Source organism: Streptomyces broussonetiae, from assembly GCF_009796285.1.
Lineage (GTDB): Bacteria > Actinomycetota > Actinomycetes > Streptomycetales > Streptomycetaceae > Streptomyces > Streptomyces broussonetiae.
Window position 1 is genome coordinate 4880355 of sequence record NZ_CP047020.1, and the last position, 17777, is coordinate 4898131.

Below are 17777 nucleotides of genomic sequence, written 5' to 3' on the forward strand. Positions count from 1 at the left end.
GCCGACGGTCTCCACAGCGGGTGCGGCAGCCGACGGGGCCTGGGGCGCCCCTGCAGCTGCCACTCCGCGCTGCCCCTGCCCCGAGTCGGGCAAAGAAGCGTTCCTGCATGGCTCCACACCGCGCGGGTGGAGCGCCCGGCGCCTCCTGCCGTAACGCTTCAGCCGGCGCTCTGTTCCTCGGCCAGGATGCGGTCCAGGGCCTCCTCCAGATGCGCGTCGAAGTCGGCCAGCGCACCCTCCTGACCAAGCGGCACCAGCTTGTCCGTACGGTCCAGGAAGGCCACGAGCGGTGGCACCGACGAACGGAACAGCGCCTGGTCGCTGCCGACCTGAAGCCGAATCAGCACTTCACCGAGCATCTCGGAATCGGCGGGAGCGATATGCACATCCCCTTCCCCGCAGGGTCGGCCGACCCCGTCGATCAGCAACTCCCGCCCAAAGGCCCAAGTCACCGGGGCATCACCGGGCAGATGAAAAGTGAGCCGCACGGCATAGGGATCACTGGTCTCGTAGCGCAACTCCACCGGAATGCGGAAGGAGAGCTCCTCCGACACGAGAAAGCTCATCATGACTTCTGCTTGTACGGACTCGCGCATTTTTACCCCGTCATATGACATCGACTGGCTGGGTTTGATCCCTCTAAGCGTGGTCAAATCTTGCTGAACGTACACAGCGCATCACAAGGAGTAAGTTTTCAGATACTGATAGAGAGCGTGAGAGTTCCCAGGTGCCGCCCGATCTCCGCCTGCAACTGACGGGCTGCGGGCAGCAGCCGGTCGGACTGGTGGACGGGGAGCGACATGGCCATCGTGGCCACGGTGGTACCGACCGTGATCGGGACCGCCGCACAGACCGTCCCGAGCGCGTACTCCTGGCGCTCCACCACCGGCTCCATGCGTCGCGTCCGGGCCAGCCGCCGGAGCAGGGAATCGTTGTCACGCACCGTGTACGGCGTGATGGACTGCACCGGATAGCGGGCGAGATGGTCGCGACGGGCGTCCTCGTCCAACTGGGAGAGCAGGCACTGCCCGATGGCGTGCGCGTGGCCGGTCGCCCGGAAGTCGGCCCACTCCGCGACCGCGGGGGCCTCGGGGGAGTCGGAGACGCACATGATCTCGATCTCGCCGTCCCGGTACATGGCGTAGTACACCGGCACACCGATGGAATCGCGCCAGTGCGCGAGCATGTCGGCCACAGCGCTGCGACGTTTCTGCTGGGCTCCACTGCTGCCCAGCCGCTCGGCCGCGTCCCCGAGGAAGAACAGCCCTTTGTCGCGGCGCAGATAGCCCTCGTGAACCAGGGTGCGCAGCAGATGGTACGTGGTGGGCAGGGCGAGGCCGGTCTCACGGGCCAGTTGCTTGGCGGGGGCGCCGTAGACATGCGTGGCGACGGTTTCCAGCAGTCGCATGGCGCGCTGGACGGATCCGATCAGCGTCGCGGCGGCCGGTGGCTCCGGGGCGTTCGCGGAGTGCGGCTGGACGAGCACGGCCGGGGAGCGCGGCCGGCTCGGGGTGTCTGTCGGGCGGGAGAGTCCGGAGACATCCGTGGCGTGGGGGTGTGCGGGGATGTCCGTCGGCTGCGGTTGGCCGGGAACTGCCACGGTGGGCGGGTGCTGGCCGGGGGGTGCGCAGGAGCGCGCCGGGGTGGGGGGTGCGTGGGGTTCTGCCGGTGCGGTGTCAACCGTGGCCAAGGGTCACTCCCGGAGAGCGAAGGGCAGCCCGTGCCGGGGAAGAGCACGGAGGCGTCTGCGCCGCACGGGGCCGGACCCCGCGGGGAGTTCCGGACTCTAACCGCCCGCCGCCTTGAGCAGACGGCCTCGCGGAGAAACTTCCCTCCCCCGAGGGAACCGGTGAATCCCTGGCCGGGACCGGTGATCACGCTGTTCGCTCACCAGTCCCGCGTCCGTCACCAGTCGCTGCGCGACGAGGAGTTCGAGAGGAACTTACGCACGATGTAGATCAGTCCGCCGACCAGTGCGACAAAAACCAGCGCCTTGAACAGCAGCCCGATCACGAAACCGACGACGGTCGCTATCAGACCACCGAACACGACCAGGGCGATGACCGGCACCGCGACCCACTTCACCCACCACGGCAGTCCCGCGAAGATCTCTCGCATCGCCTTTGTCCTTTGCGTTGTCGTTTGCGTAGCCGTACGTCTGCGTTCTCGTACGTCGTTGATGTTCCGCATTCGATGCTAGAGCCGCGAGGGGGCCTCGCGGGGGCCTGTCGTCCCTTGTCCTCCCCTGAGCCGTCCCCTAGGGAACCCTGGGGCACGGCCTCACGCCTCGGGCGGAGAGAAGACGACGAGAACCCTCAGATCCTCGCTGATGTGGTGGAACTTGTGGGCTACCCCGGCCGGTACGTACACGACGCTGCCCCGACCCACCTCCGTCGTCTCCAGGCCGACCGTGATCGACGCCCGGCCGCTCACCACGAGGTACACCTCGTCCTGGTTGTGCGGCTTCTGCGGATCGTGCTCGCCCGCATTGAGCGCGTAGAGGCCGACCGACATGTTCCGCTCCCGCAGGAACTGAAGGTAGGCCCCCTCGTTGGCGGCGCGCTCCGCCTCCAGTTCGTCCAGCCGGAATGCCTTCATCGTCGCTGTCGCCCTCGCCTCACTGCTCGGTTCCGATCCGGTCTGCCACGATCAGACACATGAAGAATTTCGTAGTCAAGACGATCGCCAACGCAGGCGCCCTCGCAGTCGCCGTATGGGTGCTCGACAAGATCACCCTGACCGGGGACAACACGGCCAAGAAGGCCGGCACCCTGATCGTGGTCGCGCTGATCTTCGGTCTGGTCAACTGGCTGGTCAAGCCGATCGTGAAGGTGCTCACCTTCCCGCTGTTCATTCTCACCCTGGGCCTGATCACCCTGGTCGTGAACGCGCTGATGCTGCTGTTGACCTCCTGGGTGTGCGGCAAGCTCTCCCTGAGCTTCCACGTGGAGGGCTTCTGGACGGCCGTCCTCGGCGGTCTGATCATCTCCGTCGTCTCCTGGGCCCTGCACATGATCCTTCCGGACGAGGACTGAGCACGCCATGACCTACCGCGTCTGTTTCGTGTGCACCGGCAACATCTGCCGCTCCCCGATGGCCGAATCCGTCTTCCGCGCGCGCGTGGCGGAGGCCGGGCTAGAGGACCGGGTGGAGGTCGACAGCGCCGGTACCGGCAACTGGCACGAGGGCGAGCCGGCCGACCAGCGCACCGTCTCGGTCCTCGAGGAACACGGTTACGACAGTGAGCACATCGCGCGGCAGTTCCAGCCGTCGTGGTTCGCCCGCCTCGACCTCGTCGTCGCCCTCGACGCCGGCCACCTCAAGGCCCTGCGCCGCCTCGCACCCACCGAGGAGGACGCCCGCAAGGTCCACCTGCTGCGCTCCTACGACCCCGCTGCCGGCGACGACCTCGATGTACCGGATCCGTACTACGGCCACCACGGCGACTTCGAGGACTGTCTCGGGATGGTGGAAGCGGCGAGCGCCGGAATGCTCGCCGCCGTACGGGAGCACCTGGAAGGACGGGCCGCATGAGCGACGGCGGCGAGGGCGCGCGCCGGGCCGGCGAGGGCACGCGCGCGGTACGCGCGGGACTGCCCGAGCCGGTCAAGTACGAGCCGCCCCTGCCCGGGCCGGTGTTCGCCGCGCACTTCCACCTGCCCGGCGAGGCGACCGGACCTTATCTGTACGGCCGTGACGAGAATCCGACCTGGACGCTGCTGGAGCAGGCCGTCGGCGAGCTTGAGGCGCCCGGGCGGGACGACGTCGAGACGCTGGTCTTCGCCTCCGGCATGGCGGCGATCTCCTCCGTGCTGTTCTCCCAGCTGCGTGCCGGGGACGCGGTCGTACTGCCCTCCGACGGCTACCAGGTGCTGCCGCTGGTCGGCGCTCAGCTGGAGGCGTACGGCATCGAGGTGCGTACGGCGCCCACCGGCGGTGACGGCCAGCTGGAGGTCCTCGAGGGCGCCCGGCTGCTGTGGATCGAGTCACCCTCGAACCCGGGGCTGGACGTGTGCGACATCCGGCGGCTGGTGGCGGCGGCCCACGAGCGGGGCGCCCTGGTGGCCGTCGACAACACCCTCGCCACCCCGCTCGGCCAGCGCCCGCTGGAGCTTGGCGCAGACTTCTCCGTGGCCAGCGGCACCAAGCAGCTCACCGGTCACGGGGACGTGCTCCTCGGGTACGTCTGCGGCCACAACGCCGGAGCGATGGCCGCCGTACGTCGCTGGCGCAAGATCGTCGGAGCGATCTCCGGGCCCATGGAGGCCTGGCTCGCACACCGGTCCATCGCCACGCTCCAGCTCCGTGTCGACCGGCAGAACGCCACCGCTCTCGCGGTCGCCGAGGCTCTGCACCGACGGCCCGAGGTGTCCGGCCTGCGCTACCCCGGACTGCCCGACGACCCCGCGCACAAGATCGCGGCCCAGCAGATGCGCCGCTACGGCTCCGTGGTCTCCTTCACGCTGCCCACCCGCGTGCGTGCCGAGCGATTTCTCGAGGCCCTGCGGCTGGTGGAGGACGCGACGAGCTTCGGCGGCGTGCGCTCGACGGCCGAGCGTCGCCGACGTTGGGGCGGGGACGACGTCCCGGAGGGCTTCATCCGGATGTCCGTCGGCGCCGAGGACCCCGAAGACCTGATCTCGGACGTCCTGCGCGCCCTGGACGAGTCCGCCGAGTGAGCCACCCACGTCAAGCCCCTTGACACCGCGCGACGGTCCGAGCCTCCCCCCTCGTGGCTCGGACCGTCTTCGGTTCTGCGCGCGAAGAACCGCGCGAACAAGGCTAGTTGACTCTCTGTCAGTGTCCAATCACGCTAGCGACAGCGGCCTATCGACATATTTATAGTTGGTGCCTGCCTCAAGGCCGGAGGAGGGCAGGAACAGGGAGGAAGACCGTGGATCTGGCCTTGCTGCGCACCTTCGTCACCGTGCACCGGGCCGGTTCCTTCACGCGCGCTGCCGCCCTGCTCGGCCTCTCCCAGCCCGCCGTCACCTCGCAGATCCGGACACTGGAACGCCAGCTGGGCAAGCCGCTCTTCCTACGGCAGGCGCGCGGGGTGACTCCGACGACCATCGGCGACGAACTTGCGCACAAGGCAGCGCCCCACCTCGACGCTCTGGTGGAGATAGCCGAGAGCGGGCTGGACGACGACAGCTCACTGAGAACCCTGCACCTCGCCGGACCGCCCGAGTTCACCGCCGAACGCGCCCTGCCCGCCCTCACGGAGCTGACCGGCGACGACGGTCAGGGATTCGCTCTGCGTGCCTCCTTCGGCACGGCGGAGGAGACACTGGAGGGCCTGGCCGCGGGACACCATGATCTGGCCATCAGTACGGCACGGCCACGCGGTGCTCTGCTCACCGCGACTCCGCTGTGCGACGAGGAACACGTGCTCGTCGCCGCCCCCCGCTGGGCGGAACGGATCGGCGCGGAGGAGCTGCGTCTCAAGGGGGCGCCCGCGCTGGAGGATCTGCCGGTCGTCGAGGTCCACGAATCGCTGCCCCTGATCTCGCACTACTGGGCCTCCGTCTTCGACTCCCGACCGGGCGCCTCGGGCACGGTCATCGTCCCGGATCTACGAGCCGTGCTCGCCTGTGCGACCGCCGGTGCCGGACTGGCGGTACTGCCCCGCTATCTGTGCGCCCCGGCCCTCGGCCGCGGCACGATCGTGGCGCTGTACGAACCGGCGGTTCCGCCCCTGCGCACGTATTACCTGGTGGTGCGGACCGGCACCCTCGCCATGCCTCATGTTGCACGGGCTCACGAATGGCTCCAGCGGGCGGCCGTGGCCTGGGACTGACCTGCCTGATCCAGAGGTGCACGTGGGGTGGCCGAACGATGGCGGCATGCGATGTTTCACGTGGAACCAGCCGGGCCACATTTCTCCCATGACCGTCCGACCCGTGGTCAAGCGCACCGCCCGTGCCGTTCTGCTGGACGGTGACGACCTGATCCTGATCAAGCGCACCAAGCCCGGTGTCGATCCCTACTGGGTCACTCCCGGTGGCGGGGTCGAGCCCGGGGATTCGACCGTCGTGGACGCTCTGCACCGGGAGGTGTACGAGGAACTCGGCGCCAAGATCACCGATGTCGTGCCCTGTTTCGTGGACACGGTGGAGCACATCGGTGAGGACGGCGGCGCAACCGGCGTGAAAGTGCAGCACTTCTTCGTCTGCCGCCTGGAGTCCATGGACCCGTCCCTGCGTCACGGGCCCGAAATGGACGAGCCGGCCGGTGAGTACGAGATCGTCCGCGTTCCGTTCACCCGTGTCGGCATCGCCTCCGTCCACCTCGTCCCACTGTCACTGCGCCACTACCTGGACGGCAACATCGAGGGCGTACGGGCCATGCACGCCCCCGACCTCGGATAGCGCTCAGTCCCCGGCCACGAGCACTTCCTCCACGGCGTCGTGCCGGATGCGGTGCGACGGGACGCCGATACCCCGTAGCGCGTCGACACTGCTGCGGATCATGCCGGGCGGGCCCGAGAGATAGGCGTCGTACCCAGTCCAGGGGCCGTACTCCCGTACGGCGTCGGGGAGCCTGCGAAAGGCCCGCTGATCGATGACCGGCCGGACCGAGAGCCACGGGTGGGCGCGCTGGAGCCCGAGCATGCTGTCGATGTCGTACAGGTCGCTTTCGGTGCGGGCGCCGTAGAACACCTCGACGCGACGGCGCGCTCCGTGCTCGGCGACATCCTCGACCAGGGCCTTGATGGGCGCTATGCCGGTGCCACCGCCAAGGCATAGCAGTCCGCCGTCGGTCTTGTGGTCGACGGTCATCGAACCAACCGGAGAGCCAAGGCGTATGACGTCTCCGGGCCGGGCGCGATGCACCAGCGCGCGGGAGACCCAGCCGGCCGGCACGGCCTTCACATGGAACGTCAGCAGACCGTCCGAGCGGGGCGCCGAGGCGAAGGAGTAGTGCCTCCACACCCGCGGCCACCAGGGTGTCTCCAGACTTGTGTACTGGCCCGCCAGAAAGGGATAGGGCTGGTCCGGGCGGACGGTGAGGACCGCGACGTCGGGGGTCCTCAGTTCATGCGTGACCACCTCGGCATGCCACCAGGCCGGCGAGAGCAGTTCGTCCATCGCGGCCGCATCGATCATGGTCTGGGACATCGTCGTGTACGCCCGCACCCACGCGGCCTCGGTCTCCGGGCTCCAGACGGCGGCGGCGTACTCGCTCAACGCGCCGATCAGGCATTCGCCCAGGACCGGATAGTGCTCGGCGCGCGTGCCGTACTTGCGGTGCCCACGGCCCAGGTCCCGCAGGTAGCCGACGAGAGCCGCGGTGTCGTCCAGATGCTCGGCTGCCGTGAGCAGCGCCTTCAGCAGGCGGTCCCGCTGGACGTCCATCGCGGCGGGGAACAGCGCGCGCAGCTCGGGATGACGGACGAAGAGCAGCGCGTAGAAGTAGGAGGTGACCTTGTCGGCGATCGGGGCTATCTCAGCCATAGTGCGGCGGATGAGGACGGCGTCCGCAGAGGCCGGCTCGACAGCCGATGCCGACCGCTGCACCGGCACAACACGCTGTACGTCCGTCGACGGCGAAGGAGGCACGTCCACTGGGCGCCAAGCAGGTGCGTCCACGGTTCCGTCGGCAGCCTGCTCCTGGTCACCGTCCGGCGGTAGAACCGGTGGAACCTTGCGGGGCGTGAACCAGCCGTCCCCGCCCGACATGCCGTTCTCCCCCGGCGTGGTGGTCGGTGCGTCCATGGTGTGCCCTCGCCTCGAACATCTTGCAGTCGGTCTGCGCACCTCCCCAGGGAAGATGCATGCTTTCCCCCCGGCCTGCGGCCAGCCGTAGCACCCTCCCCGACCCTACCGGCCGTCGCCGTGCGCACAAGTCCGGCCCACTCCGCACACACAGTGGGCCGACGGGTGAGCCGATGGGACCCCTCAACTACCGGGTGGAAGAGACCAGTTCATAGGCATCCCACAGATCCCGCCCCGTGTAGGAGTGGGTCGCGAGGCCGGCCAGGTGAACATCCGCGTTGACCGCCACGGAGACCGGTACGGCAGCGAACAGATCCTTGTCCGACGACGAGTCGCCGTATGCGACGCAGTCCGCCCGCGCCACCCCGAACTGCGCACAGAGCCGGTCCGCGACGGTGACCTTGGCCGCCGCGCTGAGCACCCCGGCCGGATCGACCGGCTCGGTGAACGGAACAGCTGGGAAGCGTGATCCATGGGCAGCGTGAGCGCCCCAGTCGAGCAGGCGTTCCACGAAGAAGGAAGGCGAGAGCGACACCACCGCGCAGTACTCGCCCGCGTTTCTGATCTCAGCCCAGACCTCGCGGATTCTGGCGAGCCAAGGCGCCGCCTCGAACGCGGTACTGACATGCGCCTCGGTCAGATCAGCCCATAGCGCGTACACCTGCGCCGCGTACTGCGGTGGACCGATCCGCCCTTCGGCGATCGCCCGGTCCAGCGCCACGGTCTCCGCTTCCAGCCCGAGCTGACGGGAGATCTCCACCGGGGCTGTGGTGCCGTGCAACAACGTGCCATCGAGGTCGAAGAGATGAAGTCTCGCCATGGCCCGAGGCTAACTGGCTGCCGATGTTTCACGTGAAACACTCCAGGGCCGTCCATGAGCGGTGCTTTTGCTCACGCCATGACCAAAAGCACGTACGTCTCCTTCGAAACGGGTGGACGCCAGGGGTGCCCGTCGGACAGCCTGACCTGCGTGCCGACTCCTTCTCTCGCCGCTCTGCCCATCCGCCGCCTGACGCTTCGCGATCTCACCGCGTGCGCCGACCTGTCCGAGGACCGGGGGTGGCCACGCGAGGAACACAAGTGGGGCTTCCTCCTCACGGCCGGAAAGGGCTACGGCATCGACGACCCGCAGGGTGGTCTCGTCGCCGCCTGCGTCGTCACGGAGTACGGCCCATGGGGGCGGCCGGTCCTCGGTGCCGTCGGCATGGTCCTGGTGGCCGAACGCCATGCCCGCCAGGGTGTCGGTCGCCGCCTGATGCGTCATGTCGTGTCTCTCATGGGGACCACTCCGCTGACCCTGCACGCCACGGAGAACGGTCGCCCCTTGTACGAGGAACTCGGCTTCAAGGTGACAGGCCGGGCGGAGATGCTGATGGGCCGCTTCACGCCCGCAGGACCGGAATCCGGCGTCCGTACACGCGCCGCCACCGCAGAGGACCTTCCCTCCATCCTGCGTCTGGACGAGGAGGTGTTCGGCACCGACCGAACCCCCGTCATCACTCGGCTGCCCGCCTTCGCCGACCAACTGCGGGTGGCCGAGGAGGACGGCCGGATCACCGGCTACACGGCCGCGTGGCCCAACATGGACACCCACGTCATCGGCCCGCTGATCGCCCGCGACGCCGAGACCGCCAAGGCGCTCATCGCCTCGCTGGCAGCCCGTACGGACCGCCCGCTGCGCACCGACATCGATGTGCGCCACGAGGAACTGCTGGTCTGGGCAAAGGCACGAGGACTGGCCCCCGTTGCGTTCAACTCCGTGATGACGTACAGCACCCCGGATCTCCCGGGAGACTGGACCCGACGGTTCGCCCCGCTGACGGTGGCGGCGGGCTGAGCCCTCGTATGCCGAACGCCGGCCCCACTGCTGAAACATGGCGAGGCCGGCGTCGGTCTGTCGGAGCCGTGGGGTCAGGCAAGTGCCCGGACGGCCGCGGTGGCGAAGCCGTGGTCCTGCTCCGGTGCGCCGCCGCCGACGCCGATGGCGCCGATCAACCGGCCGTCACGGTGAAGGGGCACACCGCCCGCAATGAACAGCAGAGGACGGTCGAGGGCCGTGGGCAGCGTGTGGAAGAGGCCACCCGGCTGGACGGCATCGACCAGGTCCGCGGTGGGCGCGTTGAGCTGGAGCGCCGTGTAGGCCTTGCGGGTGCTGGTCTCGCCGGAGATCAGCACCGCCCGGTCGTCACGGCGGAAGGCGAGCAGGTGACCGCCTGCATCCAGGACGGTGACGCTGACGGTGACTCCGGCATCCTCGGCGGCGCGGCGGGCCGTGGCAACAAGCAGCTCGGCTTCCTCGGTGGACAGCGGGGCGACAGTGGTGGTGCTCATGGAGCGTTCTCCTTGGGTGGTGTTGAGACCTGGGGGCCTGCCGAGGTCATGGGTGTTGCCGGGGTCTGGATTGCTGTCCGTCTGGGGTGTTGCTCGGATCCAGGCAACTGAGGCCACGGCCCGGGGTTCAGTGGTGGACCGGGGTCTGCTGTCCGGCGGGCGTCCCGGAGGCGATCACGGTGCTGTGCGGGCCACCGCGGCGCTCCAAGGCCGCCGAGAGGACAGCGAGGACCAGGGCGGCCGCGGCGAGGACGGCACCGATCCAGTTGGGGGCCGTGTAGCCGAAGCCGGCCGCGATCACGATGCCGCCGAGCCAGGCGGACAGGGCGTTGCCCAGATTGAAGGCGCCGATGTTGACCGCCGACGCGAGAGTCGGGGCGCCGTGCGCCTGATCGAGGACGCGCTTCTGCAGCGGAGGGACAGTCGCGAAGCCGAGGGCGCCGATCAGGGTGATGGTCACGGCCGCCGCGATCTTGTTGTGGGCGGTCAGGGTGAACAGCGCCAGGACGACGGCCAGCGCGCCCAGGGAGACGTACAGCATCGGCATCAGGGCGCGGTCGGCGAACTTTCCACCGATGAGATTGCCGCCCACCATGCCAAGTCCGAACAGGACGAGCAGCCAGGTGACCGACCCGTCGGCGAAACCGGCGATGTGGGTCATCATCGGCGCGATGTAGGTGATGGCCGCGAAGACACCGCCGAAACCGAGGACGGTCATCGCCATGGCGAGCAGAACCTGGGTGTTCTTGAAGGCGGCCAGCTCGTGCCGCAGGTGGACTCCCTCGGGCTTCGGCAGCTCGGGTACGAGCTTGGCGATGCCGGCGAGGCCGACGACTCCGAGAGCGGCGACGATGCCGAAGGTGACACGCCAGCCGACGTGCTGGCCGATGAGGGTGCCCAGCGGGACGCCGACGACATTGGCGACGGTCAGGCCGGTGAACATCATGGCGATGGCGCCTGCCTTCTTGTGGGGAGCCACCAGCTCGGCCGCGACGACCGAGCCGATACCGAAGAAGGCACCGTGGGCGAGCGAGGCGATCACCCGTCCGATCAGCATGACCGCGAAGGCGGGGGCCACCGCGGACAGCAGGTTTCCGGCGATGAACAAGCCCATCAGCAGCATCAGCATCCGCTTACGGGGGACCTTGGTGCCGAGCACAGTCATCAGCGGGGCGCCCAGGACCACGCCGAGCGCGTAGCCGGTCACGAGGAGGCCCGCCGTCGGGATGGAGACCCCGAAATCGCCCGCGACCTCGGGCAGCAAACCCATGATCACGAACTCGGTCGTTCCGATTCCGAAGGCCCCGATCGCGAGGGCCAGAAGCGCGAGAGGCATGAGGGATGAACCTTCCCAGACGATTGCAGGGGCGCTTTGCGTGCGTTCACAATAGTTGCAGACGCGGGCTACACGCAACAACGCACTATTGCGCGGTTGCTCTACTCTGGAGACAGCCACTCCGGGACGGAGGAAAACGCCAATGACAGCGACGGACCCCGCGCTCACCGCCCTTGCCCAGGGCTGGTGTGCCCTCTCTGCGCTGCACGGAAGGATCGAGGCGCACATCGAGCGCGCCCTGCAGGCGCAGCACGATCTGAGCGTGCGCGAGTACTCCCTGCTGGACGTGCTCAGCCGGCAGCACGACGGAGACGGCGGTCACCTGCAGATGAAGCAGGTCGCCGACGCGGTCGTCCTCAGCCAGAGCGCCACGACCCGTCTGGTGACCCGGTTGGAGGATCGCGGCCTGCTGGAGCGTTACCTGTGCCCCACCGACCGGCGCGGCATCTACACCAACGTCACCGCGGCGGGCCTGCGCCTGCTGGAGGAGGCACGGCCCACCAACGACGCCGCCCTGCGCAAGGCCCTGGACGAGGCCTCCAGAAACCCGGAGCTGGCCCCGCTGGTTCGGGTCGTGGAGTCTCTGAACGTGCCCGCGTAGGGTGCGGGCATGGGAGATCTTGAGATACGGCATGCGAGCGCCGACGACCTTCCGGCGATTGTCGCGATGCTCGCCGACGATCCGCTGGGCGCCCAACGCGAGTCGCCCGACGACCTGACCCCGTACCGGGCCGCATTGGAACGCCTCGAGGCCGATCCGAACCAGCACCTCGTCGTCGCCGTACGCGAAGGCCAGGTGATCGGAACTCTTCAACTCACGATCATTCCGGGGCTCTCCCGCAAGGGAGCGACCCGCGCACTCATCGAGGCCGTGCGCATCCACGCCGACGAGCGCGGCGGAGGTCTCGGCGGCCTTCTGATCCAGTGGGCGATCGACACCTCCCGTCGACTCGGGTGCGCGGTGGTTCAGCTGACGTCCGACAAATCCCGCACCGACGCCCACCGCTTCTACGTACGACTGGGCTTCACCGCATCGCACGAGGGCTTCAAGCTCCAACTGTGACGGCGAGGCAAGTTGAGGCCTGACCGGCACGACACGTGACTGGGGGGGGTGTTTCACGTGAAACACCCCCCCAGTCACGTGCGGCCTAGCCGATACCCCGCCAACCGTCGGGGTCGATTCCGCCCGGCACCGGCGCCTCAGCGTCGTACGGCTGCCGTGTGAACACGAACGACCCGAGGTCGAGATGGCTCATGGCTCCGTCGGGGCGTCGTACCGGCCGCAACAGCTCGCCGGCGAAGTAACCCTCCAGACCCGTCCAGGTGCCATCACCATTGGGGCGGAAGCGGGAGCGCCGGCCGCCGCCGGTCAGCGGGCTCAGCGCGAGCAGGCCGTCGGCGGTCACCCGCAGGCCGAAGGCGTTGGTTCCCCAGTACCACTGCCCTGCTAGATCCAGGACCGACGGATCGACCTCGCGCAGCGGCCTCCAGGGCTCCGGGATCCGCGGCTCCGCCTCGGCAACGATACGGACGAGATCTGCAGCCACCGCTCCCACCAGCGGCCCACTCGTACAGTTCGCAAGGACCACGGCGGCCACATCCTCGTCCACGCTGATGACGAGGTTCGCCAGGAAGCCCGGGAGCGAGCCACCGTGCCCGACAAGGAGTCGGCCGTCGCGACGCTGGATCTGCATCCCGAGGCCGTACGTGGCCCCGTCCAGTACGTCCGCCGTTCCGGCGGGCGCCGCCGGTGTCCGCATCTCACGCACCGACTCCGCGCTCAGGACCCGCTCGTCCCCCGCGGCCAAGAACGCGGCGAACCGCGCTAGGTCCCCCGTGGTCGACCACAGTTGGCCGGCCGGAGCCATCCGGCCCAGATCCTCCAACGGCTCAGGCAGCAGCGCGTCCGCCCACGGATGCACGGCCCAGCCACCTGCGTGCGGAGTCCGTGGCTGCGCGCTCGTGCGGTGCAGGCCCAGCGGGTCGAGGATTTCGTCATGCAGCACCTCCTCCCAAGCAGCGCCACGCAGCTCTTCCACCAGCGCGCCGAGCAGGGTGTAGCCGGGGTTGGAGTAGTGGTGCCGACGGCCGACGGGGTGCAGGAACGGCTGTTCGCCGAGCACATCGCTCAGCTCGGGACGCAGGGCGCCAGGAGTCCGCTCCCACCAGGGCGCGGGGGACTCGGCCGCCAACCCCGCGGTGTGCGCGAGCAGTTCGGCGACCGTCGCCTCTCCCGCACCGGTACCCGACAGATGCTTCTCCAGCGGATCACCGAGGTCGAGCCGCCCCTCGTCACGCAGCCGCATCACCAGAACGGCGGTGAAGGTCTTGGTGATCGACCCGATCCGGTACTGCACGGTCTCGTCCGGAGCATGCCCGTCCACCGAGGTCCGCGCCCCGTGCCACACAGCCCGGCCGCCCCGCACGACGGCTGCGACCAGCGACGGTGACCGCCCTTCGGCCTGCCCGACGGCGATCCGGTGCAGCAGGGCCCGTCGGGTTGCGGGGAGCAGCTCTTCCTGAGATGTCGTCATGGGCTCAGTCCATCTGGTGGAACAGCGGGCGTCGAATCCATTTCGCCGCCTTCCGCAGGGTCTCACGGTTCGTGTCGAACGCTGAGGTCCCGGCTGTGCCCGGATTCTCTAGGCCGTTGCCCGCCGGACGGGGTAGTTCCAGCGTGTGAGCGCCCGGACGACGGCTTCGGCACCGATGGGGTTGGCGCTGTGAACGAAGACCGTTCCTATGCGGAAGGGCCGGCCACTGAAGGCGGCCTCTTCCATGAGGGTCACTACGGCCATGATGGTGTCGTCGCCGCCGAGATCGTGGTCGAGCCAGAGTTCGTCGATGAAGCTGTCGCGGTGTTCTTGCAGGAGCTGGATGCCTTCGCGGCTGGTGCGGGCGATCCGCGTGGCCCTGGGGAGCGGCCGAAGGTCGTCAATGCCGAGGATGACGGGCTTCAGTGCGGCTGGATCCTCTTTCACCTGATCATCATCACAGGGGAGTAGCCGCCCAAAGCTCCCCTTCCGGGGATCAGGTCTGGGCCATGTCCACGAAACGGGAGTAGTGGCCCTGGAAGGCGACCGTGATCGTGGCTGTCGGGCCGTTTCGGTGCTTGGCCACGATCAGGTCGGCCTCGCCCGCACGTGGGGACTCCTTCTCGTACGCGTCCTCGCGGTGCAACAGGATGACCATGTCGGCGTCCTGCTCGATGGAGCCGGACTCACGCAGGTCGGAGACCATCGGCTTCTTGTCGGTGCGCTGCTCGGGGCCACGGTTCAGCTGTGACAGCGCGATGACCGGGACCTCCAGCTCCTTCGCGAGCAGCTTGAGGTTTCGGGACATGTCCGAGACCTCCTGCTGACGGCTTTCGGCGCGCTTGGAGCCGCCGGACTGCATCAGCTGGAGATAGTCGATGACGACCAGCCTCAGGTCGTTGCGCTGCTTCAGGCGCCGGCATTTGGCGCGGATCTCCATCATCGACAGGTTCGGGGAGTCGTCGATGTAGAGCGGGGCGGCCGAGACGTCCGGCATACGGCGGGCGAGCCGGGTCCAGTCCTCGTCGGTCATCGTGCCGGACCGCATGTGGTGCAGCGCGACCCGTGCCTCGGCGGACAGCAGACGCATCGCGATCTCGTTGCGGCCCATTTCGAGCGAGAAGATGACGCTCGGCAGGTTGTGCTTGATCGAGGCGGCCCGTGCGAAGTCCAGCGCGAGCGTCGACTTACCCATGGCGGGACGGGCCGCGATGACGATCATCTGGCCCGGATGCAGGCCGTTCGTCAGAGAGTCGAAGTCGGTGAACCCGGTCGGCACACCGGTCATCTCGCCGCTGCGCGAGCCGATCGCCTCGATCTCGTCGAGCGCGCCCTCCATGATGTCGCCGAGCGGCAGGTAGTCCTCGCTGGTGCGCTGCTCGGTAACGGCGTAGATCTCGGCCTGGGCCCGGTTGACGATCTCGTCGACGTCGTCGTCGGCCGCGTATCCCATCTGGGTGATCCGGGTGCCGGCCTCGACCAGGCGTCGCAGGACGGCCCGTTCGTGGACGATCTCCGCGTAGTACTCGGCGTTCGCCGCCGTCGGCACGGTCTGGACGAGGGTGTGCAGATACGACGCCCCGCCGACCTTGTTGATCTCGCCGCGTTTGGTGAGTTCGGCGGCGATGGTGATCGGGTCGGCCGGCTCGCCCTTGGCGTAGACGTCCAGGATCGCCTGGTAGATCGTCTCGTGGGCAGGTTTGTAGAAGTCGTGGCCCTTGAGGATCTCGACGACGTCGGCGATGGCGTCCTTGGACAGCAGCATGCCGCCCAGCACTGACTGCTCGGCGTCCAGGTCCTGCGGCGGCACCCGCTCGAAGGCCGGCCCGCTGCCGTCCCACTCGCCGTTCTCCCGGCCCCGGTCGTGTTGTTCGCCACGACCCCGGCCACCGTCGCCGCGTCGGCGGGAGGCGGGCAGACGATCACTGGGCCCGCTGTCGGCCCACGGATCGTCCAAGGGCTCGGAAATGCTCACCGAGCCACCTCCTCCCGTCCGCACGGCGGACCTCGCCGTGTCCTCTTTTGTACGGCACGACACTGACAAATGAGAGGCCCAACTCCGGTTCTGACGCGTCGGATTTGTGACGATTCCAGGGCCGGGGAAGGACACTCCCCAGGCCGAGAGAAGGAGCGGGCGCCGGACCACGGTAGGCCTCTCGGCACCGTCAGCCAATCTGGTTATCCACAGGCCATGTGGACGACAGCCCCGATGCTGTGGAGAACTCCCCGAAACCTGTGCACGACCCAGTGGACAGCCCTGTGAACAAGCCCTCTATCTCACCTCGCAGACCGCTCTGACCTGCATGTTTGCCGTCCACTGGCTGTGCAGAAGAAAAACTTTCCCGGTCGGACCAAGATCCGGTCGAACACTGCGCGAAAGGACACACTCCAAGCACAGGCGTAAGGGTCACTATTGGCTTGCATCACTTACCTGTGGACGATTAGATTAGTGCGCATGACACAGGCTCCCGCGATACCCAGGGCCGCCCGGCGGCGGCACGACCGAGAGATCGTCGCGTTGGCCGTCCCGGCCTTCGGCGCACTTGTCGCCGAGCCTCTTTTCGTCATGGCGGACAGCGCCATCGTCGGTCATCTCGGAACCGCCCAACTCGCCGGTCTCGGCGTCGCCTCCGCCCTCCTCACCACCGCGGTGAGCGTCTTCGTCTTCCTCGCCTATGCCACCACCGCCGCCGTGGCCCGACGCGTCGGCTCGGGAGATCTGCCGGCGGCCATCCGGCAGGGAATGGACGGAATCTGGCTCGCGCTGCTGCTCGGCACCGGCGTCATCGCCGTTGTCCTTCCTCTCGCCCCGGGCATCGTGGACCTTTTCGGCGCATCCACGACCGCGGCCCCCTACGCCGCGACGTATCTACGCATCTCCTCGCTGGGCATCCCTGCCATGCTCATCGTCCTCGCGGCCACGGGTGTCCTGCGCGGACTGCAGGACACCAGGACCCCGCTCTACGTCGCCGTCGCTGGCTTCGTCGCCAACGGTGCCCTCAACGCGGGGCTCGTCTACGGCGCAGGGCTGGGCATCGCCGGTTCGGCCTGGGGAACCGTCATCGCCCAGTGCGCCATGGCGGCCGTCTATCTGACTGTCGTCGTCCGCGGGGCCCGCCGACACGGCGCCTCCCTCCGCCCGGACGCCGCCGGAATCCGGGCCTCGGCTCAGGCAGGCGTTCCACTCCTGGTCCGCACACTGTCGTTGCGCGCGATCCTCATGATCGCCACGGCGGTCGCGGCGCACCTTGGCGACGCCGACATCGCCGCGCACCAGATCATCCTGTCCTTGTGGAGCCTGCTGGCCTTCGCTCTCGACGCGATAGCGATCGCGGGTCAAGCCATCATCGGGCGCTATCTCGGCGCGGACGACACCCACGGCGCGCGTGAGGCCTGCCGTCGCATGGTGCAGTGGGGCATCGCCACCGGTGTCGTGCTCGGTCTGCTCGTGGTGGCCGCACGTCCGCTGTTCCTCCCGCTGTTCACCAGCGACTCCGTGGTCAAGGACGCGGCGCTGCCCGCGCTGCTGATGGTGGCGCTGTCGCAACCCATCTGTGGAATCGTCTTCGTCCTGGACGGTGTCCTGATGGGTGCGGGCGACGGGCCGTACCTGGCCGGAGCCATGGTCGTCACCTTGGCCGTGTTCGCTCCGCTGGCCCTGCTGGTCCCCGCACTTGGCGGCGGACTCACCGCGCTGTGGACGGCGATGACGCTGATGATGGCGGTTCGCATGTTGACCCTGTGGTTGCGTGCCCGCTCGGGCCGCTGGATCGTGACGGGCGCCACCCGCTGACCGTTTCACGTGAAACATGCCTCGGTGGGGACAGGCACCCCGAAGATGGGGATACCCCGGGCAGC

At 68.4% G+C, this 17777-nt stretch carries 20 protein-coding genes; 9 read left to right on the forward strand and 11 right to left on the reverse strand.

Annotated elements, in window-relative coordinates; all coding sequences use genetic code 11:
* Window positions 1–158: 158 nt before the first annotated feature.
* The 4 genes from GQF42_RS22625 to GQF42_RS22640 all read right to left on the reverse strand — a co-directional run bounded on the left by GQF42_RS22625 (window position 159) and on the right by GQF42_RS22640 (window position 2598).
* Window positions 159–596 carry an SsgA family sporulation/cell division regulator gene (locus tag GQF42_RS22625; RefSeq protein ID WP_158922661.1) on the reverse strand — a complete coding sequence of 146 codons (438 nt, stop codon included), beginning with the start codon at window positions 594–596 and terminating at the stop codon, window positions 159–161.
* 98 nt (window positions 597–694) lie between these two features.
* Complete coding sequence (locus GQF42_RS22630) at window positions 695–1600, reverse strand: IclR family transcriptional regulator (RefSeq protein WP_375988443.1); 906 nt, start codon at window positions 1598–1600, stop codon at window positions 695–697.
* Between the two features lie 305 nt (window positions 1601–1905).
* Window positions 1906–2118, reverse strand: coding sequence for a DUF5326 family protein (locus GQF42_RS22635; protein ID WP_069779871.1), 213 nt, complete (start codon window positions 2116–2118; stop codon window positions 1906–1908).
* Window positions 2119–2280: 162 nt separating this feature from the next.
* Window positions 2281–2598, reverse strand: coding sequence for a cupin domain-containing protein (locus GQF42_RS22640; protein WP_158922663.1), 318 nt, complete (start codon window positions 2596–2598; stop codon window positions 2281–2283).
* Between the two features lie 59 nt (window positions 2599–2657).
* Here GQF42_RS22640 and GQF42_RS22645 point away from each other — a divergent pair, with 59 nt between their 5' ends.
* The 5 genes from GQF42_RS22645 to GQF42_RS22665 all read left to right on the forward strand — a co-directional run bounded on the left by GQF42_RS22645 (window position 2658) and on the right by GQF42_RS22665 (window position 6371).
* Complete coding sequence (locus tag GQF42_RS22645) at window positions 2658–3035, forward strand: phage holin family protein (RefSeq protein ID WP_158922665.1); 378 nt, start codon at window positions 2658–2660, stop codon at window positions 3033–3035.
* Between the two features lie 7 nt (window positions 3036–3042).
* Window positions 3043–3534 carry a low molecular weight protein-tyrosine-phosphatase gene (locus GQF42_RS22650; RefSeq protein WP_158922667.1) on the forward strand — a complete coding sequence of 164 codons (492 nt, stop codon included), beginning with the start codon at window positions 3043–3045 and terminating at the stop codon, window positions 3532–3534.
* Window positions 3531–4679 carry a cystathionine gamma-lyase gene (locus tag GQF42_RS22655; RefSeq protein ID WP_158922669.1) on the forward strand — a complete coding sequence of 383 codons (1149 nt, stop codon included), beginning with the start codon at window positions 3531–3533 and terminating at the stop codon, window positions 4677–4679. Before GQF42_RS22650 ends, GQF42_RS22655 begins: the two co-directional genes overlap by 4 nt.
* A gap of 215 nt (window positions 4680–4894) precedes the next feature.
* Window positions 4895–5800 carry a LysR family transcriptional regulator gene (locus tag GQF42_RS22660; protein ID WP_158922671.1) on the forward strand — a complete coding sequence of 302 codons (906 nt, stop codon included), beginning with the start codon at window positions 4895–4897 and terminating at the stop codon, window positions 5798–5800.
* An 88-nt stretch (window positions 5801–5888) separates the two neighbouring features.
* On the forward strand, window positions 5889–6371 hold the full coding sequence (locus GQF42_RS22665) for an NUDIX hydrolase (protein ID WP_158922673.1): 483 nt from the start codon (window positions 5889–5891) through the stop codon (window positions 6369–6371).
* 3 nt (window positions 6372–6374) lie between these two features.
* Here the strand turns inward: GQF42_RS22665 and GQF42_RS22670 are convergent, their stop codons facing one another.
* Together GQF42_RS22670 and GQF42_RS22675 are read right to left on the reverse strand one after the other, a co-directional pair.
* On the reverse strand, window positions 6375–7718 hold the full coding sequence (locus tag GQF42_RS22670) for a globin domain-containing protein (protein ID WP_375991867.1): 1344 nt from the start codon (window positions 7716–7718) through the stop codon (window positions 6375–6377).
* Window positions 7719–7905: 187 nt separating this feature from the next.
* A complete protein-coding gene (locus tag GQF42_RS22675; RefSeq protein WP_158922675.1) occupies window positions 7906–8538 on the reverse strand; it encodes an HAD family hydrolase in 633 nt (210 codons plus the stop codon).
* A gap of 150 nt (window positions 8539–8688) precedes the next feature.
* Between GQF42_RS22675 and GQF42_RS22680 the strand changes: the two genes are divergently transcribed.
* Entirely contained in the window at window positions 8689–9555 is an 867-nt protein-coding gene (locus GQF42_RS22680) for a GNAT family N-acetyltransferase (protein ID WP_158930454.1), read from the forward strand.
* A gap of 74 nt (window positions 9556–9629) precedes the next feature.
* Here GQF42_RS22680 and GQF42_RS22685 read toward each other — a convergent pair whose 3' ends face one another.
* Together GQF42_RS22685 and GQF42_RS22690 are read right to left on the reverse strand one after the other, a co-directional pair.
* Window positions 9630–10049 carry a GlcG/HbpS family heme-binding protein gene (locus GQF42_RS22685; protein WP_158922677.1) on the reverse strand — a complete coding sequence of 140 codons (420 nt, stop codon included), beginning with the start codon at window positions 10047–10049 and terminating at the stop codon, window positions 9630–9632.
* Between the two features lie 127 nt (window positions 10050–10176).
* Window positions 10177–11385 (reverse strand): MFS transporter, encoded by a 1209-nt coding sequence (locus GQF42_RS22690; protein WP_158922679.1) that lies wholly within the window; start codon window positions 11383–11385, stop codon window positions 10177–10179.
* A gap of 142 nt (window positions 11386–11527) precedes the next feature.
* Here GQF42_RS22690 and GQF42_RS22695 point away from each other — a divergent pair, with 142 nt between their 5' ends.
* Window positions 11528–11986, forward strand: coding sequence for a MarR family winged helix-turn-helix transcriptional regulator (locus GQF42_RS22695; protein WP_158922681.1), 459 nt, complete (start codon window positions 11528–11530; stop codon window positions 11984–11986).
* A gap of 9 nt (window positions 11987–11995) precedes the next feature.
* Window positions 11996–12448: a GNAT family N-acetyltransferase gene (locus GQF42_RS22700; RefSeq protein WP_158922683.1), complete on the forward strand. Its 453-nt coding sequence runs from the start codon at window positions 11996–11998 to the stop codon at window positions 12446–12448.
* A gap of 85 nt (window positions 12449–12533) precedes the next feature.
* On the opposite strand, the gene GQF42_RS22705 is transcribed toward GQF42_RS22700, so the two are convergent.
* From GQF42_RS22705 to dnaB, 3 genes are all read right to left on the reverse strand, one after another.
* Window positions 12534–13919, reverse strand: coding sequence for a serine hydrolase domain-containing protein (locus GQF42_RS22705; RefSeq protein ID WP_158922685.1), 1386 nt, complete (start codon window positions 13917–13919; stop codon window positions 12534–12536).
* A 108-nt stretch (window positions 13920–14027) separates the two neighbouring features.
* Entirely contained in the window at window positions 14028–14366 is a 339-nt protein-coding gene (locus tag GQF42_RS47300; RefSeq protein WP_325100343.1) for a cyclic-phosphate processing receiver domain-containing protein, read from the reverse strand.
* 49 nt (window positions 14367–14415) lie between these two features.
* Window positions 14416–15894, reverse strand: coding sequence for a replicative DNA helicase (gene dnaB / locus GQF42_RS22715; RefSeq protein ID WP_158922689.1), 1479 nt, complete (start codon window positions 15892–15894; stop codon window positions 14416–14418).
* Window positions 15895–16374: 480 nt separating this feature from the next.
* Here dnaB and GQF42_RS22720 point away from each other — a divergent pair, with 480 nt between their 5' ends.
* Window positions 16375–17712 (forward strand): MATE family efflux transporter, encoded by a 1338-nt coding sequence (locus GQF42_RS22720; RefSeq protein ID WP_158922691.1) that lies wholly within the window; start codon window positions 16375–16377, stop codon window positions 17710–17712.
* Window positions 17713–17777: the final 65 nt, after the last annotated feature.